The organism is Hymenobacter metallicola, assembly GCF_004745645.1.
Taxonomy (GTDB): Bacteria; Bacteroidota; Bacteroidia; order Cytophagales; family Hymenobacteraceae; genus Hymenobacter; species Hymenobacter metallicola.
The window spans coordinates 287,173-312,394 of sequence record NZ_SRMB01000003.1; the positions used below are offsets into that span (position 1 = coordinate 287,173).

A 25,222-nucleotide genomic window follows, 5' to 3' on the forward strand; every position below is an offset into this window, starting at 1 on the left:
TCGAGAGGCGAAGGAGGATTAGAAGGTGTAATTCAGGCCCAGGCCCGGAATCACGATGTTGGTCTTGTAGGTACCAGCCACGCGGTCTGTGGTCTGGTTGTTCTGCAGTTGCTCGAAGGTCTGGGTACGCTGCTTGATGCGCACAAACTGGGTCGAAAGATCAACGCTAAAATGCTCGCCGAAGCCGTAAGAAACGCCCAAGGTGCCGCTGAGGCGGTCAGCATCCGGCGTTTCGGGGGTCACGTAGCCGTCCTTTACCGGCGAGTCGTCGTAGGCCCCCCCAATGCGGGCGGTAAAGGCATCCGTCACTTTGTATTGCCCACCCACGCGGAAAGTAAAGGCGTCTTCGTAGTAGCGTTTCGAGCTGGAGGTCGTCGAGCCGTTGATGGGCTGGTCGAAGTTGAAGTCCAGGGTACGGTAGGCGCTCCAGTTGACAAAATTAACGTCCAGGCCCACCGTCAGCTTGTCGTTGGGCATGATGCCCACACCAAAGCTCGTAGTGGCGGGCAAAGGCAGCGTGGCACCAAACTTAGTGGCTTGGAAACGCGAGGCAAACGTGGGCGAAATATTGGAGAAGGTCACGTCGCCATCTTCCACCTGAGCGTCGATTTTGGAACGGTAGCTGATACCAACCGACAGCTTATCCGAGGGCTTGAAGAAGATACCGGCGTTGTAGCCCAACTTGGTTTCGGCCTTGCCGTCCAGCTCGATGTGGCCGTAGGAATCGGGCAAAGGAATGTCGCGCTGCAGGTTTACGGCGCCATAGGCCAGCACTACCAAGCCCGCACCCACGCTGATTTTGTCGGTAAGCGCGTAGCTGAAAGTGGGCTGTACGAAGATGGATTTCAGGTCGATATCCGTCAGGGAAGTGCGACCCTCCCAGCCTTCGGCGTACTGCAGTTTGCTGCCAAAAGGCGTGTACACGGCAATACCCGCGCGGAATTTGCCTTCCGCTGGCCCAAAGCCGGCAAACAGGCTGAAGGGCGTTACAACCGAATTGCGCAACTCGCGCTGGGTGTTGCCGCCCTCCGCAATAAACGCGTTGCGGGCAAAGGTGACGTTGCCACCAAGCTGCACGCCCCGCTCCCGGACCATGGCCAAGGCGCCGGGGTTGTAGAACATGGCCGCCTGGTCCAGGGAAAGACCTACACCTACGCCGCCCATGCCGTTGTTCTTTATCCCGGCCAGCGTCACTTGATAGCCACCTGCCGAGGCTGCCGTACCCGAGAGTAGCGCACCACCCGCGAGGAGTAGAGTTTTTAGATTCATAATGAAGGAGAAAGGGTGAGAATGAGGGGTTGTGGAGCTAAATGTAGCGAGAAAAAAGAATTAACTAGTAGGCGTGCCGACTATTTCTACCGCCGGTGAATTGCCAGTTGAACGCCCCAAAAATGCAGTTATTATTCTTCGTTCACTACTTGCCGGGTCTTCAGATTTAAGCGCTGCCCACTTACGAGTAGATGCACCCGAAAATCCTGAGCGGCTACCGGCTCCCCGCGGCCGATCCGGCCCAGGTTGTTGCCGTGCATATGCTTCCCATCAACGGCCATCACGACGCCGTCGCCGAACACCTCGGCTTCCTGCCCGCGCCGGATGATAATCCCGGTTTCTTCTGCCAGGCCCAAACCCAGGCACATCGAGTGGGTGAGCATGGCGTGGGCCAGGCGCCCGAAACGACCCCGCTCCACGAAGTGCTGATCGATGAGCAGGTTACTAATCAGGCCCAGGCCGTGGTCGGTGCGGATACCGCCCTTGCGCAGGGCCCGCCAGCCATAGCCGGCCACGAGCATGTGTTCGGGCATGACCGAGGCGCCGGCGCTGGTGCCGGCAATAACGAAATCGGCCTGGGTATGGTAGCGGTGGGCCAGCTCGCGCAAAAACTCGGTGCCACGCAAAAACTCGGTAATCAGTTCCTGGTCGCCGCCGGTAAAAAAGACGAGCCGGGCTTCTTTGAGGCGGCGGAGCGAAGCGGGCTTGTCGGCGGAGTGGCGCTCGTCAATTTTGATGTGGCTCACATTGGTATTGCCCAGCTCACGCAGGGCCTTCACGTAATTGTTGGCCGTAGCGGTGGCGTCGCTGGCGGCCATGGCCAGTATCACAATGGGGGCGTCCGGGTCGGCCAGTAAGTCGGTGAGCAGGGCCAGCAGGGCATCGTCATCGCCGCCGCCGAGGGCAACGAGGGTTCCGAGCGGTGACGCAGACGACTGGGGCATAGCAATAGGGGTAAGCAACGGTCAAATGTACACGGGATATTAACTTCCCAACGGCCCACACGGGTCTGGGTTGCCACAGTTGAGCTGAGCGGCTGCGCCCGCGAGGCCACAAAAAAACCAACTGCCTGCGCGATACCCCCCTTCGGCCCAGCCGCTTTCATCCCGTTTGGGAAGCCAGGCTTGTCCCGGTCTACGGGCTGTAAATAAAGCGCAGAACGGGCGGTACCGGATATTTAAGTACTCGGCCGGGCACCAGGGCAGAGCGCGGATTAATCCAAGAATTGTTGCCGAGCCGGGGAATTGCCGGCCGAGGTTTGGCGTTGCGCAAAATGATAGAAACCGGCGCGGCCGGGCCATTTTTTTGGCCTACTTTTGCGCGCCGAATTACTCACTCAACCTGCTGCCTAGCGAAGCACCTCCCTCCTGACTTTTTCCATGAATCAGCATCCGACTACTGACCAAATTACGTCCCTGATTCAGGAGGGCGAGTTCTTTAAATTGAAAGAGGCCCTCAAGTTGTTTGAGCCCTCGGAACTGGTCGAGCTCATTGAGAATGAGGAGGAGCGCGAGCAGCTCATCGTGTTTCGGCTGCTGCCCCTGCGCCTGGCCACGGAGGTGTTTGAGTACCTGGACCTGGATATTCAGCGCCACTTCCTGGCTAACCTCTCCCAGGACAAAATTTCGGACATCCTCAATGAGATGTCGCCCGACGACCGGACGGCGCTGCTGGAGTTTCTGCCCGACGACTTCGTCAAGGAGCTGATTCAGACCCTGTCGGAGCCCGAGCGCCGCGTAACGCTGGAGCTACTGGGCTACCCCGAATACTCGGTGGGCCGCCTGATGACGCCCGACTACATTGCCATCCGCGAAACCTGGACCGTGCAGCAGGTGCTCGACTACATCCGGCGCCACGGCGGGCAGTCCGAAACCCTGAGCGTGCTTTACGTAACCGACCACCGTGGCGTACTCATCGACGACATCCGGATCCGGGAGTTTCTGCTGGCCGACCCCAGCTTGCGCGTGAGTGAGCTGATGGACCGCCGCTACGTGAAGCTCAACGCCATGCAGGACCAGGAGGCCGCCATTGAGGTGTTCCGCAAAAACGACCGGGTGGCCCTGCCGGTCGTCAACGACGAGGGCGTGCTGTTCGGTATCGTGACCATCGACGACATTCTCGACATCCGGGAAGAGGAAGATACCGAGGACATTCAGAAGCTCGGGGGCTCGGAAGCCCTGGACGAGCCGTATCTGGCCACCTCCATCTGGAGCATGGTGAAGAAGCGGGCCGGCTGGCTCGTGATTCTGCTCATCGGCGAGATGCTGACCACCTCGGCCATGCACCACTTCGAGGACGACTTGCAGAAGGCGGCTGTACTGGGCTTGTTTATTCCGCTCATTATTTCGGCCGGCGGCAATGCTGGCTCCCAGGCCACGTCGCTCATTATCCGGGCCATGAGCCTGGGCGAGTTCAGCCTCTCGGACTGGTGGCTGGTAATGCGGCGCGAAATAATTTCGGGCCTGTTGCTGGGTGGCATTCTGGGCGTGGTGGGCTCGTTGCGCATCGTGCTCTGGGCCACCTATATTGACCCTGGCTATTTCGGGCCCTATTGGCAGCTGATTGCTGTTACGGTAGGATTTTCCCTGCTGGGCATCGTGCTCTGGGGAGCCTTATCGGGAGCCATGCTGCCGATGCTGCTCAAGCGCCTGGGCCTGGACCCGGCCACGGCTTCGGCCCCGTTTGTGGCCACGCTCGTGGACGTGACCGGGCTCATTATCTACTTCTCGGTAGCCACGATGGTGCTGCGCGGCACGCTGCTTTAAATCGAGAGTACTTCAGCTAACTCAACAAGAAAGGCGCAAATACTTGCGCCTTTCTTGCGTATGTACTGTACCGTTCAACCCGTAGCCGGCCCCAGTGGCGGCTCAGGCCTAGCCGCTTTCCTGTATCTGTTATGACCGAAGACCTTCTGACCAAGCAGGAATGCCATTTCGCCTGGCTGGATATCACCAACCCCTCGGCGGCCGAGCTGCAGGCGGTAGCCGAGCAGTACGACCTGCCCGATTCGCTGGTGCGCGACTGCCTGGAACCTACGCACCTGCCCAAGTTTGAAACCACCAACGGGCTGAACTTCGTGATTCTGCGGGTCTTCGTGAATCCGGATAACCAGGAGGCCGATACGATTCAGGAGCTGAGCACCAAGATTGCCATTTTCTACGCCGCCGACTACCTCATCACGGTGCACCGCCGGGCCCACCCGGTGCTGAGTCAGCTGAAAACGGTGGCCCAGTCGCCGGGGCAGGAGTGCATTTCGCCGCCCGAGGTGGCCGTGCATCTGGTGCGTTACGCCCTCAACAGCTTTGTGCAGCCCGCCCTGCTGCTGACCAAGGAGCTGGACGACTACGAGGCGGAAATCTTTCTGAAGCAAGAAGTACCCAACGCCCTGCAAGGCCTGTATTTTCTCAAGCGCAAGGCCTCGGCCGCCAAACAGCTGCTGCTGCTCACCCGCGACATTATGACCACGCTACGCCGGCAGACGCTTACTTCCTCCACCACCGACTCGACGCTGCTGCAGGACACCCAGGACTTGCAGGTGAAGGTAGAAACCCTCTACCAGCAGCTCGACGGGGCGGCCACCAACCTGATGAATCTTTACCTGTCGTTGTCGTCGCAGCGCACCAACGAGGCCATGCGCGTACTGACCGTGTTTTCCGCCTTTTTCCTGCCGCTTACCTTTATTGCGGGTATCTACGGCATGAACTTCCAGTACATGCCCGAGCTGACCTGGAAGTTTGGCTACCCCGTAGCCATGGTGGCCATGCTCGTTATTTCGGTGGGCATCTATTGGTGGTTTCGGCGCAAGGGCTGGATTTGACCGACTGCGAAAGAGCTTCTTCGCCCGGTGCCCCACATATTTGCGCTTTCCTCCCCTAACCGCCCGGTATGCCCCTGCTTTACCCGTTGCGAAACGCCCTTAGATACGTGCTGTACCGTGGCCCACTGCTAGGTTTGGGCAGCTTGCTAACCGGGTGCGCGGCCGTGGGGCATATGCCCACTCTGGAGCCCGGCGACTATCAGCTTGTGCGCACCAACGACCCGGCCCTGACAACGGCCGTGGGGCAGGACCGGGCTTTCTACGTGGAACAGGCCCAGGATTCGCTGCATTTCTACGGGCAGTCGAAAACCGATACACCGCCCCACCGCCTGAGTTATGCCGTTCGGCGCGGCCGGTACGTGGTGCTGGTGCAGCGCAAGTTCGACCTCGACGTGTTTACGATTCCCTTCAAGGCCCGCCCGCCGCAGGGCGACGTGCCGGTGCAGCTGAACACCAATTTCAACGCGGCGCTCTACTTTGGCCGCCGCCTCGATTTCTACCACGTCAACAGCCACCAGCTGCTCAGCAACCGGCAAACCCCGCAGGTGCGCACCGTGGGGCTGGGCTACGGCCTGTTTACCGGGCTGGGCTCCACGGCCATTACGGCCGATGTCACCGGCCAGCAAAACAGGGCCGAGTACGAAGGCTTTGTAGTGCACGCCGGCGCTGCTACCATTTACGACGCGCGCATCTTCAACCTAGGCCTGGCCGTGGGTTTCGACCAGTTGCTGGGCCCCGACGGCCGCCACTGGCTGTACCAGCGCAAGCCCTGGTTTGGGGTGCTCTTTGGCCTGGATATCAACTAGATGATTTGTTCTGCGGGCTGGCTACGCTTGGTGGGCCTTATGCCGGCGGATGCTGCTTCTGCCAGCGGCGGCGCCCCGCCCAGGCAGGTACCAGAGCGACAACTAGTAGCGGCAGCCACAACCGGATATGATATTCCATCACCAAAGCATAGGTATACAACCACGTATGCTTTGTTGCTACTAGATAGGCAACTACCAGGGCCATAGCCGTGTAGGCGCTGAATACCCACCAGCGCAGAGCCACCCGATTAGAAGCCGAACGAAGGAAAGGTATTTCGAGCAGGACGTGGTAGAGTAGAAACGGCACGCTCAGCCAGAAAGCACCTATTCCAACCATTACCAGAACCCACAGCAGCCCTACCAGCAGCCACGCCACCGCAATACCGAACCCCGGGCCCATAAACAGGCACCCAACCACTAGCAAAGCCAGCAGCAGAAACCCACCCGTAACCCTGGTTTGCAGCCCCATCTGGTGTGTCGGTCCGGAGCGGATTAAAAATCCAGCTTACCCCGATTCGCCTTTTTCTCGCCGTGCTTTTTCTTGGATTCGAGGCGGGCCCGGACGGCGCCCTTGCTGGGCTTGGTGGCTTTGCGGGCTTTGGGCTTGTGCAGGGCCTTGCGCAGCAGGTCGTAGAACTTCTGCACCACGATTTCCTTGTTGCGCAGCTGGCTTCGGTCTTCCTGCGCCGAAAGCAGCAGTTCGCCTTCGGTTGTCAGCTTGGAAGCCAGCTTTTCCAGCAGCGTGGCCTTCTGCTCCTCACTCAGCAGCTCGGAGTTGCCCACGTGAAAGCGCAGCTCCACCCGCGACTCCACCTTGTTCACATTTTGGCCGCCCGGTCCGCTACTGCGGCTGGTTTGAAACTGGAGTTCGGGCAAAAAGGCGTCGGCGGGAGGTAGCATGGGCAAGAAACGGCGGGCAAGCGCCAAAGTTACGCGAATGAGCTTGGCCTACAGCTGCTCCCACAGCACGTAGCCCAGCACCAGCAGGCGCAGAGTCCAGGCCCCGGTACGCAGCCAGTTGGTGCGCACCAGCCCGTCGATGGTGATGTAGTTGTAGCCGTCCTGGGTCAGCCGGTTGTGGAAGGGGACGGAAATAAAGAAGGTGACCAGCCAAATCAGAAGCACCAAGGCCAGGCTCCACCACCCGGCCGCGCCCAGCCCCCGCCCGGCCCAGGCCAGCCAGCCGGCCAGCAGCAGCTCGGCTACCATGGGCCCCATCACCACCCAGCCCATGCGCCGCAAATGCGCCTGGTGAAACGCCCCGAAGCCGGCCGCCGGCACCTGGGCAAAGCCGGGGTAGTGTACCAGCTGCACCATCCAAATGACACCGGTGAGGTAAGCGGCCAGCGTGAAGTTGACGAGCAGAAGTTTAAGGAGCATAAGCGGGTAGCAAGTGAAAAACGGGCCGTCAGGTTGAGCAAAGCGGGGCATCTTGCGTGCGGAGGTTGCCAAAGTAACGCAATGCAAAGCTCGACCTGACAGTTTACCCAGCATTTGTCAGACCCTGTATACACCGACTGCCAACCTCGAAACCTGGCCTGGCTGCAACTCTGCCGAAGTGCGCTGGTCCATTGTGCTGACAGAATATTTACCTTCGGCTTCCCTTCCCTCCTTTCTTTACTTACCGCTCTATGAACAAAGCCTCTGCGCTTGGCAAATGGCTGCTTTTCTGCGCCGCCGTAGCCGGCCTCAAAAGCTGTAATTCCGGTGGTCAGGCCGGCGCCAGCCAGCCCGATTTGCTGCAGGCCAACCTCGACACCACCGTGCGCCCCGGCGACGACTTTTTCACCTACGCCAACGGCGGCTGGCTGAAGCGCCACCCTATTCCGGCCTCCGAGAGCTCCTGGGGCATCGGCAAGGAGGTGCAGAATGAGGTGTATGCCCGCCTGCGCGCCCTGAACGAAGAAGCCGCCAAGGCCAACGCCAAAGCCGGCACGAGTCAGCAGAAAATCGGTGACTTCTGGGCCTCGGGCCTCGACTCCGCTACCATCGACAAGCAAGGCACGGCGCCGCTCAAGCCCGAGCTAGACCGTATTGCCGCCATCAAATCGGTGGCGGATGTGCAGAGCGTCATTGCCCGCCACAAGGTGCTAGGTGTGAATTCGCTCATTGGCCTGTATGTGGGGCAGGACGCGAAGAACAGCGACAAAATGGCCCTGCATTTCTACCAGGCCGGGCTGGGCTTGCCCAACCGCGACTATTACTTCAACAAGGACTCGCGCACCAGCAATATTCGCAAGGAGTACGTGCGCCACGTGGCCCGCATGCTGCAGCTCATCGGGCAGGATTCGGTAACGGCCCAGCGCCGGGCCGCCCAGATCATGGCCCTGGAAACGCAGCTGGCCGGCTCCTCGCGCAAGCTGGAAGACCTGCGCGACCCCTACGCCAACTACAACAAGCGCAGCGTGGCCGACCTGGGTAAAATCACGCCCGGCATTGCGTGGCAGCCCTGGCTGGCGCAGATGGAGCTCAAGACCGACACGGTTATCGTGGGCCAGCCCGAGTTTTACCAGAAAGCCGGGCAGTTGCTCCGGTCGGTGCCCCTCGACCAGTGGCAGGCGTATTTGCAGTGGCACCTCGTCAATGCCTTTGCCGGCCAGCTCAGCCGCCCCATCGACAACGAGCATTTCCGCTTCTACGGCACCATTCTGCAGGGCAGCAAGCAGCAGCGGGCCCGCTGGAAACGGGTGCTGGACGAGGAGGAAAGCGGCATGGGCGAAATCCTGGGTCAGCTGTTTGTGAAGGAATACTTTGCCCCCGAAACCAAGGAACGCTACGCCAAGCTGACCCAGAACGTGGTGGAAGCCTTTCGGGAGCATATCCAGGCCCTGGACTGGATGAGCGACTCGACCAAGCAGAAGGCCTTGGTAAAGCTCAACAAGATTACGCCCAAAGTGGGCTACCCCGACAAGTGGCGCGACTATTCCAGCCTGGAAATCAAGCGCGACTCGTACTTGCAGAATGTTATGCGGGCCAACGAGTGGCAGTACCGCTACAACATCAACAAGCTGGGCAAGCCCGTGGACCGCACCGAGTGGGACATGACGCCCCAGACCTACAACGCCTACTACAACCCCTCGAATAACGAAATTGTGCTGCCGGCCGCCATCTTCGCCATTCCCGGCCTGGAGGATAAGAATGCCGACGACGCCATCATCTACGGCTACGCCGGGGCCAGCACCATCGGCCACGAGCTAACCCACGGTTTCGACGACGAAGGCAGTCAGTTCGATGAGAAAGGCAACCTGCGCAACTGGTGGAGCAAGAAAGACCGCGCCGCCTTCCAGCAGCGCGTGAATGGCATTGTGCGCCAGTTCAACGGCTACACCGTGCTCGACTCATTGCACATCAACGGCAAGGCCACGGCCGGCGAGAATATTGCCGACCTGGGCGGCATCGTCATTGCCTTCGACGCCTTCAAGAAAACCGAGCAGTATAAAAAAGGCGAGAAAATCGGGGGCCTGACGCCGACGCAGCGCTACTTCCTGGGCTACGCCCTGGGCTGGCAAAACCACCAGCGCAACGAGGTGCTGGCCCAGCGCATCCTTACCGACGTGCATTCGCCGGCCCAGTACCGCGTCAATGGCCCCTTCGCCGACGTGCCCGAGTTCTACGAAGCCTTCCAGGTAAAAGAAGGCCAGAAACTCTGGCGCCCCGACAGCGCCCGGGTAAAGATTTGGTAAAAGCCGCCCAAGTGACTTAGCAAGTAGCTCCTGTCATTGCGAGGACGCAGGACGAAGCAATCCGTCCTCTGCGAAGTACAACACATCCTTTTGCTAGAAAGCCCTTTCCTGCTCGTGTGGGAAAGGGCTTTTTACAGTAGAAGGCTCTGCACATTTCAGAGGACGGATTGCTTCGTGCCTCGCAATGACAATGACTTATACTCCCCGGGAAGCCTTGAACTGTTGTAATCCTTCGGCAGCCGACTTTCGCACCTTCTGCTGCAGAAAGGACGTCCAGCCCAACAGCCAGCCGACGGGCCCCAGCGCCTGCCGACTCCAACGCCAGAAGCTGAACTCGTCGTGGTGAGTCAGGATTTTGCCGTCTTTGAAGGTAAAGCTGGCGTTGATATGGTTGTGGACGCGCCGCTTGGTTTGGGAGAACGAGTAGCGCGCATCCCACACGGCGCGGCCCCGGTTGTCGTCGGCCTGAATGTGGTTGTAAGTCAGCTGCATGTCCTTACCCCGCTCGATGAGCATGCGCCACATAAGCCCGATATCCGTCCCTTGCAGGGAAAAGGCCGCATCGTCGAAGGTAGCTTCCGGGTGGTAGCAAGCGGCCATGGCGGCATGGTCGCGGCGCTGAAAGCCTTGGTAAAAGCGGTGCAGTAACTCTTCGTGCGGGTGCATACGGGGTGTTCAGGTGAGTATATTAGCTTAAAGGTGGAGAAATAACTTCACCTACGGCGCACTTTCCAGCCGCGCCTATCTCCGAAAATGGGCAACTGCACGGTTCAGCTTCACCTTGTCAGGGCGGGGTACGGTATTCGGGCACCCAGGCAACGGTTGTCAAACCCAACGCATCTTGCCGACAACTGCCACCTTTTACCTCTTGCCTATGAAAACGCTACGCCTCCTTTCTTGTACGCTGGTATTTCTGACCGGCCTGCTCTTCTCAGTCCACCTCCGGGCCGCTGGTCGCGCGGCCGACCGAGAAGTCCGCGAGGTTGCGGCCTTCACGGAAATCACGCTGGCCAACTCCGCCACGGTGGTCGTAACCCAAGGCAGCCCGCAAAAAGTGGAAGTAGAGGCCTCGGCCGAAGACCTGCGCCGCCTGGAAACCACGGTTAGCAACGGCAAGCTGCGTATCGGCATCAAGTCCGAACTAAGATCAGTTAACCTGGGCAAGATTACGGTCTACATCACGGTACCGGAAATTAATGCCTTGGCCGTCAGCGGCTCGGGCTTCCTGAAAGCGGGCAGCGTTAAGACCAACGCCCTGCAAGTATCCGTGAGCGGCTCGGGCCGCCTGGAAGTAGCCCAGTTGCAAACCACCGAGCTGAATTCGTCGGTTTCGGGCTCGGGCTCCGTCAGCCTGGCCGGCAGCAGCCCCCGGCACTCGGCCAGCATCAGTGGCTCGGGCAGCATCAAAGCCAACGACCTGCGTTCCGAAACCTGCCAGGTTAGCATCAGCGGCTCGGGCACCTGCCGCCTGAACGTAGCCCGCAGCCTGGACGCCAGCCTGCGCGGCTCCGGCAACGTATATGTGACCGGCAACCCCACTATCAACAGCAAAACCACGGGCAGCGGCCGGGTGCACCGAAGCTAGTATTCTCGCCCTGGTTGTTATACAAAAGGCCGGCCCCTGGAAGTAGGAGCCGGCCTTTTTGTAGAAACACGTCACTTTACTCAATCACCACTTTCTGGGTAACTACGCCCGTTGTGGAGGTAAGCCGCAGCTGGTACAGGCCCGCGGCCAGGCCCGGCACCTGCAAGTCGTATTCGGCAATGGCCGCGGCCGGCAACTGCTGCCGGTACACTACCTGGCCCTGCATGTTTAGTAGCTCCAGTCCGGCAGCCGAGGCCGTGGTTTGCTGCACCCGCACCGAGAAGGAGCCGTGGTTGGGGTTGGGGAATACGGTGGCGGCCAAGGCATTGGGCTGCGCTACCTGCACCACGGCTACTCGCGAGAAGCCTTCTTTACCGTCGGTGTCTACTTGGTGCAAGCGGTAGTAGCTCAGGCCCGGCAGCGGCGCCCGGTCGGTGAGGCGGTAGCTCTGGGCTTTGTCACTGTTGCCCACGGCTTTGCGGCGTTCTACCGGCTCAAACACCACCCCGTTGGTCGAGCGTTCTACCACATAGTAGGCGCTGTTGCGCTCCTGGGCCGTGGCCCATTCCACGTTCACATACGAGCCGGCCGCTTTGGCTTCAAACCGCACCAGCTTTACGGGCAGCGGGGTGCCGGTCCGGGCGCTACAGGTGCTGCTACCGGGTACCGGCTGCCGGCTGATACCGGGGCCTTCGTACTCGAATACCAACCGGTTGTTGCCCGTGTCTTCCCCAAAATGAATCAGCAAATCGTGCAAACCCTCGGCCAGGGTCACGGTTTTGGACACCGTAATAGCCGCGTGCTGCCCACCGTTGTTGATAGTGGCTTGGTTGAGGCGGGGCGGCGACACCCGGGCGGCGTTATCGAGCCAGAGGTAGGAAGCATCGTCGGAAGTCAGGTAGAAGGTGTAGTCACCGGCCGTCGTGATGGCCAAGCTACCCCGGTACCGGGCGCTGTAATGGTCGGGGTCAATGGCGGTGTTATCGGCCGGCGGCAGAATGTTGCCCCAGCCATCCTCGGAGTTGTAGTTCAGGCTCGATTCCAACCGGGTGATAAAGGCCGGGCTGTTATCGAAAAATGCCGGGTCATCGTTGAAATAGCCCGTAAAGTACTCCCCGTACAGCCCCGCCGTGGCCGGGCTACCATTGGGCGCGCTCAGGTTGCAGCCGGCCGGCGGCGGCGGCGCTACCGTAAAGGTGAAGACATTCAGGAACGTGGTGGTGGCGTTGGCATTGGTAACGGCCACATCCACGGCATACGAGCCCAGCGGCACCGTGCCATCCACGAAAAGCTGCCCCTGGTTCGGGTCGATGGTAATGCCCGCGGGCAAGGGCGTCGTGTTGGCAATTACGTACTGAGCCACGGCTGTGGGCGAGGCCACGCTGGGCAGGGACGAACTGCCGGCCGTGCCAGCTACCCGAGCTACCATCTGGGGCGAATACACGAGGCTGGAAGCTACGGCCTGCTCGGGCTGAATACCCGAGCACAGCAGTCCGGTAGGCACTACCTGCCGGGTGATGCCCGGCCCCTGGTATTCCCACACCAGCGTATTGCCCCCGGTTAGCTCTCCGTAGAGAAGCCGCACGTTGTGGAGGCCCGCGGCCAGATACACCGTCGCCTGCCGGGTCTGCACGGCATGGGGGCCGCCGTTGTCGATGGTAGCCGCCGCCCGGTTCAGGGGCGAATCCAGAGCGGCATTGTCGAGCCAGAGGTAGGAGGCATCGTCGGAAGTGAGGTAGAAGGTGTAGTTGCCGGCCGTCGTGATGCGCAGGCTGCCCCGGTACTGGGCGCTGAACTCATCCGGGTCAGCGGCCGTGCCGCCAGCCACGCCGGTCAGGTCACCAAAGCTGTCGGAATTAGTGTAGTTAAGAAAAGGGTCGATGCGGGTGAGGCCGGCTGTTCCGGTAAAAAACGGCAGCGCGTCGTTGAAGTAGCCGGCGTAGTATTGGGCATACAGGCCCGAGCTGGCACTGTTGCCGCCCGGGTCGTTGCCCCCGCAGCTGGGCGGTGGCCCCTGCACCACCTGTACCGAGGCCACCTTGCGAAACGTGCTGGTTCCGTTGGCATTCGAAACGGCAACATTCACCTCATACGTACCCAGCGGCACGTTGATACCAACCGTAATTACGCCCGTGTTGGGGTGAATAGACAGCCCCAGGGGCACCGCGTTGGCAAAGGTGTAGTAGGTAGCCGCTGAGCCGCCGTCGTTCACGATGGGAGCCGCCGACTGCGTGGCACTGCCGACAAAGGCGTTGATAGTAGCAGGACTGTAGGTGATGCTCTGGGGCGGGCGGGGCGCCTGCTGCGCCGTGCAAAACAGGCTGGCCGGTACCACCTGGCGGGCAATACCGGGCCCGGCATACTCCAGCACCAGGATATTGTCGCCGGTAGCCTCAGCGTAATGAATCAGCAGGCTGTGCAGGCCGGCTGTCAGGGTGAGCGTCTGGGTAGCCTCCTGCGGGGCATGGTAGCCGCCGTTGTTGATGGTACTCTCAATCGTGGCGGCGGGCAGGGCTATGGCGGCGTTGTCGAGCCAGAGGTAGGCAGCGTCGTCGGACGTCAGGTAGAACGTGTACTCGCCCGTGGTCGGCACATTAATGCTGCCCCGCAGCCGCACACTGAAGTTATCCGGATCATCGACGGGCCCGGTAGCAATGCCACTCAGGTCGCCGAAGCTAGTAGTCGTAGCAAAGTTGACCTGGGGCTCGGTGCGCCGTAGCAGGGCCGGAGCCGCATTGTTGGTGAAGAAGGACTGGTCCGGGTCGAAATACCCCGGGTAGTACTCGGCATGAAGCCCGGTAGCGGCGGGTTGCCCAGCGGGGTCGGTGCCGGTACAGCTACTGGACTGCGCCACTACGGCTGAGCTTGCCAACCAGCTCAGCAGCAAGACGATGCCACAAGTAGCTAAGCGAGAATCAGAAACGAGAGTAAACAACAATTTCATACTTAAGCTTTATATAGTCCAACAAATGGGTTGCTCTATCAAAGCTATATCTTTTCCTAATATTTGCAAATTTTTAATTTTTATTTGCATTAAATAATGCACACCCATTCGCTATTTCCTTGTCTAATAGCGTGCTTGGGCAAATTATTTTCCCGCTTGGTCTACTTCTGTCTGCCATAAGCCAGCTGAGCAGGCGGGGCATATATATGATTTTGCTATTATTTACTTACCCGCTTCAGCGCTTTCTCGTCCTTGTTCCTATCCTACTTCGGGCACAGCCCGGGGCCCGACTCGTAGAAGCTTCCGCAGATTCCTATAGTACATTGACGCAGAGCTATGTTTATTTGCTCTGGCGTTCCGGTTATGTTCACAGCAGTATTCTAAGATTTATGGCGCATTCTCACAGTAAGCTTTCTGCTTGCGCAAACTGTTCCTATACCTTTCCGGAAAGCCAGCCCGATGATTTTTGCCCCAAGTGCGGGCAACAGAATCAGGAGGTGAGTCTGTCCATGGGGCACGTCATGGAAGAGTTTTTGGAGGGCATCTTTCACTTCGACAGCAAGGTGTTTCGGACGGCCAAGCTGCTGCTACTGCGCCCGGGTGAGCTAACCAAGCAGTTCTTGCAGGGGCACCGCATGCCCTACGTGCCGCCCATCCGACTCTATGTCTTTATCAGCTTCGTTTTTTTCTTCCTGCTGTCCATCAGCGTGCCCCATTCTTCTACCCGCCCCTCCAAGGAACTGATACGGGATGCCAAACTGCGGGCCGCGGCCGACTCGCTGCGCCAGAATGCGGCAAAGCAGCCCAATATGATTGTGTTTGACAACGGCGACAGCCCTATGACCGCCAGCCTGGGCATGGATTTCTCACAAGAAGAGCTGGTTAAGCTCAGCCAGGACCCGACCCCGGCCCGCATCGACTCAGCCATTCGGAGCCGGGGGCTCGAACCCACCCTGTGGCGCAAGACGGCCCTGCGGCAGACGGTCCGGACGCTGAATATGTCGCCCGAGGAAATGACGCGCAAGTGGCTGAAGAACCTGCCAATCCTGATGTTTGTGCTGATGCCGCTGTTTGCACTGCTGCTCAAGGGCTTATACCTGCGGCAGCGGCAGTACTACCTCTCCCACCTGATTTTCTCCATTCACTTTCACTGCTTTGTATTCGTGCTGTTCATCGTGAACCTGGTGCTGAGCCGATTCAGTGACGGCGACTGGTTTGAGCTGCTGCTCATGATTCTGCCGGCCGTGTATTTCTTCCTGGCCCTGCGCAACAATTTTGGCCAGTCGAGTGCCAAAACCCTGGCCAAAGTGCTGCTCGTGATGGTCAGCTACGGGCTGGTTCTTACTACCGGCATCATTGTGTCAGTATTGGTAAGCGTGCTGCTGCTGTAAGCCGTTGGCAGCTTACCAATCGAGAAGCCCGCGCCGCTCGGGAGTCTTCTCCTTCTTCTTGGGCTTGTCTTTCTTGTTGTCTTTGTCGTCGCCGCCGCCCAGAATGCTGTCGAGCAGGCCGGTTTTCTTTTCTTTCACCAGCACGTAGCGGATCGAAAAGGCCGTGGGAAAGCGGGCCCAGTCGGCCGAGTTAATTTCCACGCTGGGCTTGAAATCGAAGGAAATAACCACCGGCACAAAGGCAATTTTGTACTCAGCCCCAATGATGCCGTCGAAGCCGCCAAAAGCGCCGTCGTCCTTGTGGTTGCCCAGGTGGCCACCCGCGCCCAGGTAGTAGTTGAGGCTGGGACCGAGAATACCAAAATGCCGCTCGGCCAGCACCGTAGCACTCACCTCACGGTTGCGCACCAGGCCAATTCCTTCCAGCGTTACTTTGTCCAGCACTTTCTGTTGAACCGAAACTCCGTAGTTGCCGGCTCCCAGCCGGAGGCCGGCGGCCGTCCGGTACTTCTGGGCCTGGGCCGCGGAGGGTAGCAGGGTGAGCACGGTAATCAGTATAGTCCAGCTTACCAAGCGGACGGAGGCAAACGAAAAAGCCATAATATTTATCAGAGGTACTTCGAACTTAGCTTAGCAATCCGCGTTTGAACGCGCAGATGCCATGCAAAGTACGGGCGGGCCGAGGAAATAGCCCACTTTTGGCCGCCATTGCCGTACCTTGCTGCCTCGTTCTTCAGTGTCTTCCGCCTACGTTCCCACCCGTGTACATTCATCAGGTGGCGGCTTATCTGCCCGCCCAAGTTATTACCAACGAACACTTCACCCGGCTTAACGGCCTGTCGCACGAGTGGATAATTGAACGTACGGGTATCCGGGAGCGGCGCAAAGCCGCTCCCGGGGAAAATACCAATACCATGGCCGTGGAAGCCACCGAACGGGTGCTGGCCCAGGCGCCTCTCTTTCCCACGGCGGCAGTCGACCTGATTGTGGGGGCTACCTACACGCCCCACGACACGATTTATACCGTAGCCCACGCCGTGCAGCGCGCCATTGGCGTTACCGATATTCCGGTGGTCAGCATTTCGTCGGCCTGCTCTTCGCTGCTGAATGCCATTGAAATTGTGGAAGGCTACTTCGCCATGGGCAAAGCCACCCGGGCATTGGTTGTGGTATCGGAGCACAACACGGCCTACAACAACGAGAACGACACGGTAGCCGGCCACCTCTGGGGCGACGGGGCCTCGGCTCTGCTCATCAGCAAAGAGCGCCTGGCCCCCACCGACCTGCGCATGCTTGACCTGATTACGGCCGGGGCCGGGGGCATTGGCAAAGCCGACGTCGCCGTGACGCTTAAGCCCGTGGAAAAAGGCATTGTGATGCCCCACGGCAAGGACGTCTTTATTCATGCCTGCCAGTACATGGCCAGCGTGACGCGCAAGGTTCTGGAACGCAACCACCTGAGCGTGGCCGATGTCAGCTGGCTGATTCCGCACCAGGCTAATTTGCGCATAACCCGCAACGTGCTCCAAAGCCTGGAGATGCCCGAGGAGCGGGCCGTATCCAACATCGACCGGCTGGGCAATACTGGCTGTGCCGGCGCCGCTATTGCCCTGGCCGAGCAGCTCGACCAGATTCAGACGGGCGAGCGGGTCGTTATTACGGTATTCGGCGGCGGCTACTCCTACGGCGCTATGCTGCTGGAGCGCTAAGCCAAGGCGGCTTAGTTTATCTTTACGAACGACGAACTCCCCGTCCGGCCGGCTTGGTCGCGCCAGCGCAGCACGTACCAGCCAGGCCGCAGCCCACCCACATTCAGGCTTTGCGTGCTGAAACCCGTGCGGGTATCAAGGCCTTGCAGCTTGCACATGCGGCCTACCGCGTCGTAGATATAGACGGAAAGATTCCCGTCGTTGACGCCGGCAAACAGAAACCGTAGCGTGTTGCCATCCACGGGATTAGGAAAAATCTGCACCACTTGGTTGTTGTCGGCGCCTGATTGTACCAGGAGCGGGGCCGCGTTGTCCGCTGACCCGTCGGGCCGGACCAAGCGTAAGCGGTAATAGCTTAGACCCGGTAGCGGGGCGGGGTCAACTACGCGGTAGGAATTGCCCGCCGCCCCGGCGGCTACTGTGGCCACGGCTTGCCAGGTGGCGGTGGTATCGGTGGTACGCTCCACGAGGAAACGACTGAGGAAACACTCGTCCCGGGTGCTCCAGCTTACTTCGGCTCCGGCAGTACCCGCAGAGCTGGCGGCAAGCCGGGTAAGCGGGGCAGGCAGCATGGGGCTGGGCCCGCAGCCGGGCGTCGCAAAGCTGCGGGTGCGCAGCACAACCCGGCCACCGGTTCGGTCATTGGTACTAAGAGCCCGATTGGAACGGCCCCGGCCAACCCCGAAGTACATAACGGCCGTAGCCGTATTCACGTGGGCCAGCTGCTGGGCATGCCCCAGCTCATGGAGCACCACCGATTCGAAGTCGAACTGCAGGGTGCTGGGAAACCCCGGCCCAAACTGCCAATTAACCGCATCATCAAACTGCATGTCGATTTCGCTCACCCGAAACCCGATACGGCCCTTGGCATCCACACAGCCTTGGTAATAGCTCGTCGTGCGGCCCAACACATTCGCGGGCAGCTCCGACCCATTGTCGAAGCCGATGGAATTTTCCCCATCGGTACCCGTGCCGGAGGAAGTGCGCACCGCGCCTACCGTCCAGTTCACGCCCGTCTGGCAGCGCCAGCCCGTAAGCAGGGCCCGCTGAAAGGCGGCGGCAGCGGCGGCATTAGCGGCAAAGCCCGGCTCGAAACGGAAAGTATAGCCCCCTTCCCCGTTCTGGTTGATGTGGTTGGGGCGGACGATGACCTGGGAATTCTGGGCCTGCACGTTGGAAGCCGCGTACGGAACCTGCAAGGCCACTAGGCTGGTCGTTTGCAGGCCGGCAGCCGTGAGTACGCGCACCGGCCCCGACCCCGCCGGATTGCCGGTAGTGGTATAGGAAGGCACCCGCACCCGAATCTGCGTGTCGGTCCAGCTCACGTAGTCCGACGGCTGGGGCTGCACGAAGGTGGCCCCGCCATCGTCGGCATTGGGAAACTGCACTGCTCCGGTGCCCCGGTCGGTACCAAAGCCCGAGCCGTTGATGGTCAGCACGGCCTCGACACCGGCGGGCACCGTGGCGGGGCTTAGCGCACTGATAATAGGCGCTTGTCCTTTGGCCTCGGCTCCGGGTTGGCTGCGGCGCAGCTGGGCTTGCGCCAGCGCCGGATTGGGCTGCAATTCGCGGCGCGCCTGCCCCAGCTCGGCGCTCAGCTCCGAGTAGAAAGCCGGCCCGATAAGCGGATACGACCGAAACGGCTCGGCAGCGGAGGCATCCGTGAGGTTGTAGCGAATAAACCCCTGCTCACTGGCATAGGGCGCGAATCCCGCCGTTGCGGCGGTGCCGGCAAAGGCTGCGGGTTGCAGAAAAAATACGCCCTGGTCACCGGGGTGCAGCCGTAGCGTATTGGTCAAAACCTGTTCGTCGAGCTCTACCCGGCCTCCTTCGGTAATTACCGTCAGCTCCGTCGGCACCTGACCTTTCCACACGCTATACACCCGCACCCGGTGCGCGGTGTAGATGCGGCGGTGGGCCGCATCCCAGAAGCCGCGGGCGTCCAGCACCTCGCCTTCTACCACCAACCGGGCTTGGCGGGCCCGCTCAGCGGCCGTTACCGGCAGCAATAGGCAGTGGCCCGCCGGCTCGGCCTGTTGGGCTACCACCGGCTCCGGCACAAAAGCAGACAGCAATAAAAGGCCAGCACCGAACCGGCAAAGAGTACCCCAAGGCTTCATAGTCGCGCGAAAAACGGCAGAAAGGATGTCTGCTCAAAGTACGTTAAATCGGCACGGGCGGCTTGAAGACCTGAGCGGGAATTTTACTTTCTGGTGCGGCGGCCTAAAACAAGCTGCCTTGCACCGGCTGCGGAATAATGCGTGGGGGTGGCACCTCCAGCCCCGTCAGCGTTTGCAGCTTCTCCAGAAAAAACTGCGTCCAGACCGGGGAATGCATAATATCCTTCTGGTGAATGAACAGGTAGGCCGTTTGCAGCCCCGCCTGTAGCCAGGCCGCAATTCGCTCGGCCCAGGCCGTAGCCCGGGCATAGTCGCTGCTTACCAGGCCATGCCCATTGAAGCGGATAAAGGCCGTGGGCGTGGTCAGGCGCATGTGCAGCACGTCGCGGCGGCCGGCTACGTCGGTTAGCACCAGGGTTTTGCCCAGGGCTTCGAACAAGGCAAACACGGCGTCGCGCTGGCGCACGTCGGCAAACCAGGCCGGGTGGCGCAGCTCGACGGCCAGGGGCACGTAGTCGGGGAAGTCGAGCAGGTAGCGCTCCAGCCGGGGCAGGTGCTCGGGGCCGAAGGTGGGTGGCAGCTGCAAAAACGCCATGCCCAGCCGCTCATCCAGCCCGCTGATGGAACGGCAGAAGGTGGTGGTCAGCTCGTCGGCATTGTATAGTTCCCGGTCGTGGCTGATGCTTTGGGGCAGCTTGGGGCAAAAACGGAAGGTGCCGGGCACGGCGTCGCGCCATTTGCGCACGGTGGGCGCATCCGGAATGCGGTAATGCGTTGTGTTGAGCTCAATGCTATTGAACTGCCGGGCGTAGTGGTGCAGGTAGTCCGTATCCTTGATACCCGCCGGAAAGTAGGATCCCAGCCAGGCTTTGTTGGTCCAGATAGGGCACCCTACATAGACAGCCGGCGCCGCTGCCGCCGCTTGCTGGGCCCGCGCCAACACGGCAGCCGTTTCGGCATGGTCGGGGGGCAGGCGAAAATCAACGTAGCGCAGATCAGAAAGGCGGCCAAAATCCATGGCGCAAAGTACGGCAAAACCAGCTGCTCGGGCGATTTAAACGCTTAGCAAAATTCCGGGACTTTTGCAACCTGGCTGAGAAGATACCCTTCCGAGGAATGCCAAAATTTTTTTAACGGCAGATAGTCTTATTTCTAATGCCATTCGCCAAACGTCTATATAGAATGCAAAATCAGCCTTAGGGAAACACAATCAGCTATTTTTACCCGGCTGATACAATTAATTAAATGCAAATTTTGTTGAAATAGGTCAATTTACTAGCTTAGGGTTTGGCTAATGCCATTGGAATCGGTTAGGCAGTTTGGAAACGTCTTCTAGATTTGTTCTGCTCACCAACCAGTAAACGAATGAAGTTGACACCGACACGACTGCATGTTTCCGGCTTGCTGATGGCCTTGCTTTTTGCATTGTTTACGGCCCTCCCTCAAGCAGCCCGGGCTACGCGTTTTGAAGAAGAAAAGCCCGGCTCTACCGCGGCTTCCCGTTCCGTCGTATTGCGCGGCCGGGCTTCTTGGTACGGACGCGAGCATCAGGGGCACCGGACCAGCAACGGCGAACGGTTTGACCGCTTTAAGTATACCTGCGCTCATAAAACCTTGCCCTTCGGCACCAAATTACGCGTCACCAACCCCAGCAATGGCCGCTCCGTCGTAGTGCGCGTCAGCGACCGGGGCCCTTTCCGCCACGAGCGGATTCTGGATTTATCAGAAGTAGCGGCCCGCCCGCTCGACATTGTGCGCCGCGGCGCCGTAGCCGTCGTAGCCGAAGTAGTGCCCAGCACCACGCCCCTGGGCCCGGCCGATGCGCCGGAAAACCTGGCCGCCCTGGCGTCCGACTCCGTAGTCGCCCTCGAAGCTACCACACTGACGGATATTATAGCCGGGGAAACCGAAGCAGCCGACGTGGTTGTCGTACCGGCCCCTATCCCCAGCTTCGTCGTGCAGGCCGGCACCTTCGGCGACCCGCGCAATGCCCAGAACGTGCAGGCCAAGATTCAGGCCCTGGATGAAAAGCTGACCGTGACTATTGCCGAGAGCAGCCAGAATGGCAAGCCCTTCAACCGGGTTATCGTCGGCCGCTTCGTCGATAAAGCCGAAGCCGAGGCCCTACGCCAGCGCCTCAAGCAGCTTGGCATTAGCGGCCTGGTTCGGCAAGCCGAGAACTTATAGCATGACTCGTTGCCACGAAACGCAGCAGCTCTGCTCTTAAACATTAAAAAAGGCCACTATATGTGGCCTTTTTTAATGTTCTTCGCCGTCGGATTATTCATCTTATGGCGGTATTTCCCTATGAAAAAAGTAGTGTTGCTGGCTGGCTTACTGACAGCTACGTCCTCCGGAGTGTTTGCCCAAACCGAGCAAGGCAGCGTGATGCTCGGCTCTACTCTTTCGCAGCTTTCATTTGCCAAGTCGCAGGATGGCGTAACGAAGTATTTCTCGGGGGCCCTGGCGCCCAACGCAGGCCTCTTCGTTGTCGACCGGCTGGCCGTGGGCGCCCAGCTCCTGTTAGCCTACGAATCCCAGAAAACCGAGTACAGCGGCTTTGGCGCCAAGGTCCGCAGCTTTGAGTACGGCATTGCGCCGTTTGCCCGCTATTACTTTTTAAACGCGCCCAAGCATAAGTTTTTTGGGCAAGCCGCCTACGGGATTACGGGCTACACTACTAAGTATATCTCCGACGACGAATTTGGCTTTGACCGGAAGGCCAAAGGCTCGTTTGGCAGCGGCCGGGCCAGCGTCGGCTACGACTACTTTATTGTGCCCGCCGTGGCCCTGGAAGTGCAGCCGTATTTCGAGCGTACCGGGCGGGGGCAGTTGGCCAACAGTGTGGCCCACAGCTGGGGCCTGTCGGTGGGCTTCCAGATTTTCCTGCCCAAAGGCGACGCAGCCGCTGGTCAGTAGCCGTATCTTCTGCCCGAAAGAATTCGCCGCGCGGCTTGCCTCACGCGGCGGACTTCCTTTTTCTAACCCTTCTCCTCCCGCTCCATGAAGTGGTTAAAAGCCATCCTGGCAACTGCTATTTCCCTGGCTCTTACCTGGGTATTGAACACCAAGCACGGCGACATCCCGCCGTTTGGCAAGTTTCTGAGTCCATTTCAGGGATTTTGGCGCAATGGCGAGGCTACCAATGCTTTCCCGGCGGCGCAAACCCTGACGATTCCCGGCTTGCAGCAGCCCGTGCAGGTACGCTTCGACGACAAGCGTGTGCCCCACATCTTCGCCCAAAACGACCACGACCTCTACTTTGCCCAGGGCTACCTCACGGCCCGCGACCGACTCTGGCAGATGGATTTCGTAACCCACGTGGCCGCCGGACGCCTGTCGGAAATTGTGGGGCCGGCCCGCCTGGAAACCGACCGTTTTTTTCGTCGCATGGGCCTGAAGTTCGGGGCCGAAAAGTCGCTACAGGCCATGCTGGCCAACCCCACGACCCGCACCGTGCTGACCTCCTACTCGGATGGCATCAACGCCTACATTAAAAGCCTGAGCCCCCGGGACTATCCGTTTGAATACAAGCTCCTGGACTACGCGCCCGAGCCCTGGGAGCCCCTAAAGTCGTCGTTGCTGCTCAAGTACATGGCCTTCGACCTGAGTGGCCGCTCCGATGACTTACGCCTGTCGAATGCCCTGGGCAAGTACGGCCCGGCCGTGGTGAAAGACCTATTTCCCGACTATCCCCAGCGCGAAGACCCCATTGTGCCCGTGGGCACGGCACTGGACTTTACGCCCCTACCCGCTCCGGCCACCCCGCCTTCCTTTACGGCGGCCATGTCGGACAAAGTACCCCAGCACGAGCCCGACCCCGAGCTGGGTTCCAACAACTTCGCCGTAGATGGCAAAAAGTCGGCTTCGGGCTACCCGATTCTGGCCAACGACCCGCATTTGCAGCTCAACTTGCCCAGCATTTGGTACCAGGTCCAGCTTTCGGCCCCGGGCGTGAATGTGTACGGGGTCACGATTCCGGGTGCCCCCACGGTTATTATCGGCTTCAACGACCAGGTGGCCTGGGGCGTAACCAACGTGGCGGCCGATGTGCTCGACTTCTACCAGCTCAAGTTTAAGGACGCCGCCCAGCGCGAGTACTGGCACGACGGCCGCTGGAAACCAGTGCGCCGGGTAGTGGAGCACATCGTAGTGCGCGGCCAGCCCGACCGCTACGACACGGTGCTCTACACCCACCACGGCCCCATCGTATACGACAAGGAGGAAACGCCCTTTCTGGCGCAGACGCCCGTGCGGCACGCCATGCGCTGGACGGCCCACGACGCGGACAACGAAGTGCTGGCCTTTTACAACCTGAACCGCGCCCACAACTACCAGGACTACACCGCGGCATTAGCTTCCTACGGCTCGCCGGCCCAGAACTTCATCTTCGCCAGTCAGCAAAACGACATTGCTATCTGGCCCAACGGCCGTTTCCCGCTGAAATGGCGCAACCAGGGTAAGTTTATCCTCGACGGCACCGACCCGGCCTACGACTGGCAGGGCTGGATTCCGCAGGCCCACAACCCCCACGTGAAAAACCCGGCCCGGGGCTTCGTCAGCTCGGCCAACCAGTTTTCCGCCGGCCCCGACTACCCCTACTACCTGCACTGGAACTACGCCAGCTACGAGCGGGGCCACCGCATCAATGAGCGACTGGCGCAGATGACGCGCGTGACGCCCGACAGCCTGCGCCTGCTCCAGAACGACAACCTCAACCTCAACGCCCAGCTCATGCTGCCCCGCCTGCTGAGCCTGGTGAAAGGTGCCCAGCTGCCGGAAAGCGCGCGCCGGGCCTACGACGAGCTAAGCCGCTGGAACTACTTCTACGAAGCCGCCGCCATTGGGCCCAGCATCTTCGAGCTATGGTACGGGAATATGGTGAAGCGACTCTGGGACGACGATTTTGGCCTGAAAGCCACTGGCCTGGAAATGCGTAACCCCGGCCGCGACCGAACCAATACGCTGATTCTGCAGGAACCCACTTCCCGCTGGATCGACGACCGCCGCACCCCGGCCAAGGAAACCCTGGAAATCCTGGCCCAGCAGTCGTTGCAGTTTGCCGCCGATTCGCTCACCCGCAAGTTTGGCCCCCTGGGTCCCGAGTGGCGCTGGGCCAATCAGAAAAGCACCGACATTCTGCACCTGGCCCAGCTCCCCGGCTTTGGCCGCCTGGATTTGAACGTGGGCGGCGGGGCCGGCATCGTCAATGCCACATCGGAGCGCAACGGGCCTTCCTGGCGCATGGTAGTGGCCCTGGGCCCGCAGGTGCGGGCCTACGGCGTATACCCCGGCGGACAGTCGGGCAACCCGGGCTCGGCTTACTATGAAAACCTGATTGACACCTGGAGCGCCGGGCAGCTCACCGAATTGGTATTTCTGCGCAGTGCCGCCGAAAACCACCCGCGGGTGCAGGCCACCTGGACTATGCGGCACAACTAACCTTTTCGCTATTCAGCTTTTCCCAATGCGCCTTCTCCTGGTCATACTTATTCTGAGTGCCGTAGCCCAGCTTTTTCTGCCGTGGTGGATTATCATGCCCATCAGCTTCGGTGCCGCATTTCTGCTGGAGCGCCATGGCGGCCGCGCATTTCTGGCGGGCTTCAACGGCGTGGGCATCGGCTGGTTTGCCCTAGCGGCCTGGCACACCAGCAACAACGACGGGTTGCTGGCCCACCGCGTCGCCCAGCTGCTCCCGCTGGGTGGCCACGGCTGGGCCTTGGTTGTGCTGACGGCCGTGCTCAGCGGCTTGGTAGGCGGCCTGGGTGCCTTGGCCGGCACGTGGCTGCGGCAGGCAGTGGCCCCCGGCACTAGGGCAGCCAAATAGAAGCCCAGGCCCTCCGTGGCCCCCTGCTAAGCCCAAAAGGGCCCTTTCCACTACGGAAACGGCCCTTTTTG

21 protein-coding genes are annotated in these 25,222 nt (G+C 60.2%); 11 read left to right on the forward strand and 10 right to left on the reverse strand.

What is annotated here, in order from left to right; translation table 11 throughout:
- Nucleotides 1–18: 18 nt before the first annotated feature.
- Nucleotides 19–1,269, reverse strand: a complete 1,251-nt coding sequence (locus E5K02_RS16450) for an OmpP1/FadL family transporter (protein WP_135396303.1) — start codon at nucleotides 1,267–1,269, stop codon at nucleotides 19–21.
- Between the two features lie 131 nt (nucleotides 1,270–1,400).
- A complete protein-coding gene (locus E5K02_RS16455; protein ID WP_135396304.1) occupies nucleotides 1,401–2,213 on the reverse strand; it encodes a cyanophycinase in 813 nt (270 codons plus the stop codon).
- A 435-nt stretch (nucleotides 2,214–2,648) separates the two neighbouring features.
- Here E5K02_RS16455 and mgtE point away from each other — a divergent pair, with 435 nt between their 5' ends.
- From mgtE to E5K02_RS16470, 3 genes are all read left to right on the forward strand, one after another.
- Nucleotides 2,649–4,034 carry a magnesium transporter gene (gene mgtE / locus E5K02_RS16460; RefSeq protein WP_135396305.1) on the forward strand — a complete coding sequence of 462 codons (1,386 nt, stop codon included), beginning with the start codon at nucleotides 2,649–2,651 and terminating at the stop codon, nucleotides 4,032–4,034.
- A gap of 131 nt (nucleotides 4,035–4,165) precedes the next feature.
- Nucleotides 4,166–5,086, forward strand: coding sequence for a magnesium transporter CorA family protein (locus E5K02_RS16465; RefSeq protein WP_135396306.1), 921 nt, complete (start codon nucleotides 4,166–4,168; stop codon nucleotides 5,084–5,086).
- Between the two features lie 173 nt (nucleotides 5,087–5,259).
- On the forward strand, nucleotides 5,260–5,892 hold the full coding sequence (locus E5K02_RS16470; RefSeq protein WP_135396307.1) for a hypothetical protein: 633 nt from the start codon (nucleotides 5,260–5,262) through the stop codon (nucleotides 5,890–5,892).
- Between the two features lie 37 nt (nucleotides 5,893–5,929).
- Here E5K02_RS16470 and E5K02_RS16475 read toward each other — a convergent pair whose 3' ends face one another.
- The 3 genes from E5K02_RS16475 to E5K02_RS16485 are packed head-to-tail and all read right to left on the reverse strand — an operon-like array spanning nucleotide 5,930 to nucleotide 7,272.
- Nucleotides 5,930–6,361: a hypothetical protein gene (locus E5K02_RS16475; RefSeq protein WP_135396308.1), complete on the reverse strand. Its 432-nt coding sequence runs from the start codon at nucleotides 6,359–6,361 to the stop codon at nucleotides 5,930–5,932.
- 23 nt (nucleotides 6,362–6,384) lie between these two features.
- Nucleotides 6,385–6,792 carry an alternative ribosome rescue aminoacyl-tRNA hydrolase ArfB gene (gene arfB / locus E5K02_RS16480; RefSeq protein WP_135396309.1) on the reverse strand — a complete coding sequence of 136 codons (408 nt, stop codon included), beginning with the start codon at nucleotides 6,790–6,792 and terminating at the stop codon, nucleotides 6,385–6,387.
- A 48-nt stretch (nucleotides 6,793–6,840) separates the two neighbouring features.
- The gene (locus tag E5K02_RS16485) at nucleotides 6,841–7,272 is read right to left on the reverse strand and encodes a hypothetical protein (RefSeq protein ID WP_135396310.1); all 432 of its coding nucleotides are present in this window, start codon (nucleotides 7,270–7,272) and stop codon (nucleotides 6,841–6,843) included.
- A gap of 251 nt (nucleotides 7,273–7,523) precedes the next feature.
- Here E5K02_RS16485 and E5K02_RS16490 point away from each other — a divergent pair, with 251 nt between their 5' ends.
- Nucleotides 7,524–9,575, forward strand: a complete 2,052-nt coding sequence (locus E5K02_RS16490; RefSeq protein ID WP_135396311.1) for a M13 family metallopeptidase — start codon at nucleotides 7,524–7,526, stop codon at nucleotides 9,573–9,575.
- 195 nt (nucleotides 9,576–9,770) lie between these two features.
- Here the strand turns inward: E5K02_RS16490 and E5K02_RS16495 are convergent, their stop codons facing one another.
- Entirely contained in the window at nucleotides 9,771–10,241 is a 471-nt protein-coding gene (locus tag E5K02_RS16495; RefSeq protein WP_135396312.1) for a nuclear transport factor 2 family protein, read from the reverse strand.
- Nucleotides 10,242–10,449: 208 nt separating this feature from the next.
- On the opposite strand from E5K02_RS16495, the gene E5K02_RS16500 reads away from it, so the two are divergent.
- Nucleotides 10,450–11,160 (forward strand): head GIN domain-containing protein, encoded by a 711-nt coding sequence (locus tag E5K02_RS16500; protein WP_135396313.1) that lies wholly within the window; start codon nucleotides 10,450–10,452, stop codon nucleotides 11,158–11,160.
- Between the two features lie 76 nt (nucleotides 11,161–11,236).
- Here the strand turns inward: E5K02_RS16500 and E5K02_RS16505 are convergent, their stop codons facing one another.
- Nucleotides 11,237–14,014, reverse strand: coding sequence for a PA14 domain-containing protein (locus tag E5K02_RS16505; RefSeq protein ID WP_167856447.1), 2,778 nt, complete (start codon nucleotides 14,012–14,014; stop codon nucleotides 11,237–11,239).
- A 611-nt stretch (nucleotides 14,015–14,625) separates the two neighbouring features.
- Here E5K02_RS16505 and E5K02_RS16510 point away from each other — a divergent pair.
- On the forward strand, nucleotides 14,626–15,495 hold the full coding sequence (locus E5K02_RS16510) for a DUF3667 domain-containing protein (RefSeq protein ID WP_167856448.1): 870 nt from the start codon (nucleotides 14,626–14,628) through the stop codon (nucleotides 15,493–15,495).
- Nucleotides 15,496–15,507: 12 nt separating this feature from the next.
- Here the strand turns inward: E5K02_RS16510 and E5K02_RS16515 are convergent, their stop codons facing one another.
- Entirely contained in the window at nucleotides 15,508–16,095 is a 588-nt protein-coding gene (locus E5K02_RS16515) for a hypothetical protein (RefSeq protein ID WP_206025977.1), read from the reverse strand.
- 161 nt (nucleotides 16,096–16,256) lie between these two features.
- Here E5K02_RS16515 and E5K02_RS16520 point away from each other — a divergent pair, with 161 nt between their 5' ends.
- Nucleotides 16,257–17,204 (forward strand): 3-oxoacyl-ACP synthase III family protein, encoded by a 948-nt coding sequence (locus tag E5K02_RS16520; protein ID WP_135396316.1) that lies wholly within the window; start codon nucleotides 16,257–16,259, stop codon nucleotides 17,202–17,204.
- An 11-nt stretch (nucleotides 17,205–17,215) separates the two neighbouring features.
- On the opposite strand, the gene E5K02_RS16525 is transcribed toward E5K02_RS16520, so the two are convergent.
- Nucleotides 17,216–19,279, reverse strand: coding sequence for a matrixin family metalloprotease (locus E5K02_RS16525; protein WP_167856449.1), 2,064 nt, complete (start codon nucleotides 19,277–19,279; stop codon nucleotides 17,216–17,218).
- A gap of 148 nt (nucleotides 19,280–19,427) precedes the next feature.
- Nucleotides 19,428–20,342, reverse strand: a complete 915-nt coding sequence (locus E5K02_RS16530; protein WP_135396318.1) for a DUF72 domain-containing protein — start codon at nucleotides 20,340–20,342, stop codon at nucleotides 19,428–19,430.
- A 389-nt stretch (nucleotides 20,343–20,731) separates the two neighbouring features.
- Between E5K02_RS16530 and E5K02_RS16535 the strand changes: the two genes are divergently transcribed.
- The 4 genes from E5K02_RS16535 (at nucleotide 20,732) to E5K02_RS16550 (ending at nucleotide 25,151) form a co-directional block, all read left to right on the forward strand.
- Complete coding sequence (locus E5K02_RS16535; RefSeq protein WP_167856450.1) at nucleotides 20,732–21,511, forward strand: septal ring lytic transglycosylase RlpA family protein; 780 nt, start codon at nucleotides 20,732–20,734, stop codon at nucleotides 21,509–21,511.
- Between the two features lie 120 nt (nucleotides 21,512–21,631).
- Nucleotides 21,632–22,243 carry a hypothetical protein gene (locus tag E5K02_RS16540; RefSeq protein WP_135396320.1) on the forward strand — a complete coding sequence of 204 codons (612 nt, stop codon included), beginning with the start codon at nucleotides 21,632–21,634 and terminating at the stop codon, nucleotides 22,241–22,243.
- An 84-nt stretch (nucleotides 22,244–22,327) separates the two neighbouring features.
- Entirely contained in the window at nucleotides 22,328–24,766 is a 2,439-nt protein-coding gene (locus E5K02_RS16545) for a penicillin acylase family protein (RefSeq protein WP_135396321.1), read from the forward strand.
- 25 nt (nucleotides 24,767–24,791) lie between these two features.
- Nucleotides 24,792–25,151 carry a hypothetical protein gene (locus E5K02_RS16550; RefSeq protein WP_135396322.1) on the forward strand — a complete coding sequence of 120 codons (360 nt, stop codon included), beginning with the start codon at nucleotides 24,792–24,794 and terminating at the stop codon, nucleotides 25,149–25,151.
- Nucleotides 25,152–25,222: the final 71 nt, after the last annotated feature.

Bases quoted from the DNA above. Each gene is read 5' to 3' on its own strand.
- mgtE (WP_135396305.1), top strand. From the start codon at position 2,649: ATGAATCAGCATCCGACTACTGACCAAATTACGTCCCTGATTCAGGAG.
- E5K02_RS16515 (WP_206025977.1), bottom strand. From the start codon at position 16,095: ATGGCTTTTTCGTTTGCCTCCGTCCGCTTGGTAAGCTGGACTATACTG.
- E5K02_RS16450 (WP_135396303.1), bottom strand. From the start codon at position 1,269: ATGAATCTAAAAACTCTACTCCTCGCGGGTGGTGCGCTACTCTCGGGT.
- E5K02_RS16500 (WP_135396313.1), top strand. From the start codon at position 10,450: ATGAAAACGCTACGCCTCCTTTCTTGTACGCTGGTATTTCTGACCGGC.
- E5K02_RS16490 (WP_135396311.1), top strand. From the start codon at position 7,524: ATGAACAAAGCCTCTGCGCTTGGCAAATGGCTGCTTTTCTGCGCCGCC.
- arfB (WP_135396309.1), bottom strand. From the start codon at position 6,792: ATGCTACCTCCCGCCGACGCCTTTTTGCCCGAACTCCAGTTTCAAACC.
- E5K02_RS16530 (WP_135396318.1), bottom strand. From the start codon at position 20,342: ATGGATTTTGGCCGCCTTTCTGATCTGCGCTACGTTGATTTTCGCCTG.
- E5K02_RS16535 (WP_167856450.1), top strand. From the start codon at position 20,732: ATGGCCTTGCTTTTTGCATTGTTTACGGCCCTCCCTCAAGCAGCCCGG.
- E5K02_RS16495 (WP_135396312.1), bottom strand. From the start codon at position 10,241: ATGCACCCGCACGAAGAGTTACTGCACCGCTTTTACCAAGGCTTTCAG.
- E5K02_RS16485 (WP_135396310.1), bottom strand. From the start codon at position 7,272: ATGCTCCTTAAACTTCTGCTCGTCAACTTCACGCTGGCCGCTTACCTC.
- E5K02_RS16550 (WP_135396322.1), top strand. From the start codon at position 24,792: ATGCGCCTTCTCCTGGTCATACTTATTCTGAGTGCCGTAGCCCAGCTT.
- E5K02_RS16465 (WP_135396306.1), top strand. From the start codon at position 4,166: ATGACCGAAGACCTTCTGACCAAGCAGGAATGCCATTTCGCCTGGCTG.
- E5K02_RS16540 (WP_135396320.1), top strand. From the start codon at position 21,632: ATGAAAAAAGTAGTGTTGCTGGCTGGCTTACTGACAGCTACGTCCTCC.
- E5K02_RS16545 (WP_135396321.1), top strand. From the start codon at position 22,328: ATGAAGTGGTTAAAAGCCATCCTGGCAACTGCTATTTCCCTGGCTCTT.
- E5K02_RS16455 (WP_135396304.1), bottom strand. From the start codon at position 2,213: ATGCCCCAGTCGTCTGCGTCACCGCTCGGAACCCTCGTTGCCCTCGGC.
- E5K02_RS16470 (WP_135396307.1), top strand. From the start codon at position 5,260: ATGCCCACTCTGGAGCCCGGCGACTATCAGCTTGTGCGCACCAACGAC.
- E5K02_RS16475 (WP_135396308.1), bottom strand. From the start codon at position 6,361: ATGGGGCTGCAAACCAGGGTTACGGGTGGGTTTCTGCTGCTGGCTTTG.
- E5K02_RS16510 (WP_167856448.1), top strand. From the start codon at position 14,626: ATGGAAGAGTTTTTGGAGGGCATCTTTCACTTCGACAGCAAGGTGTTT.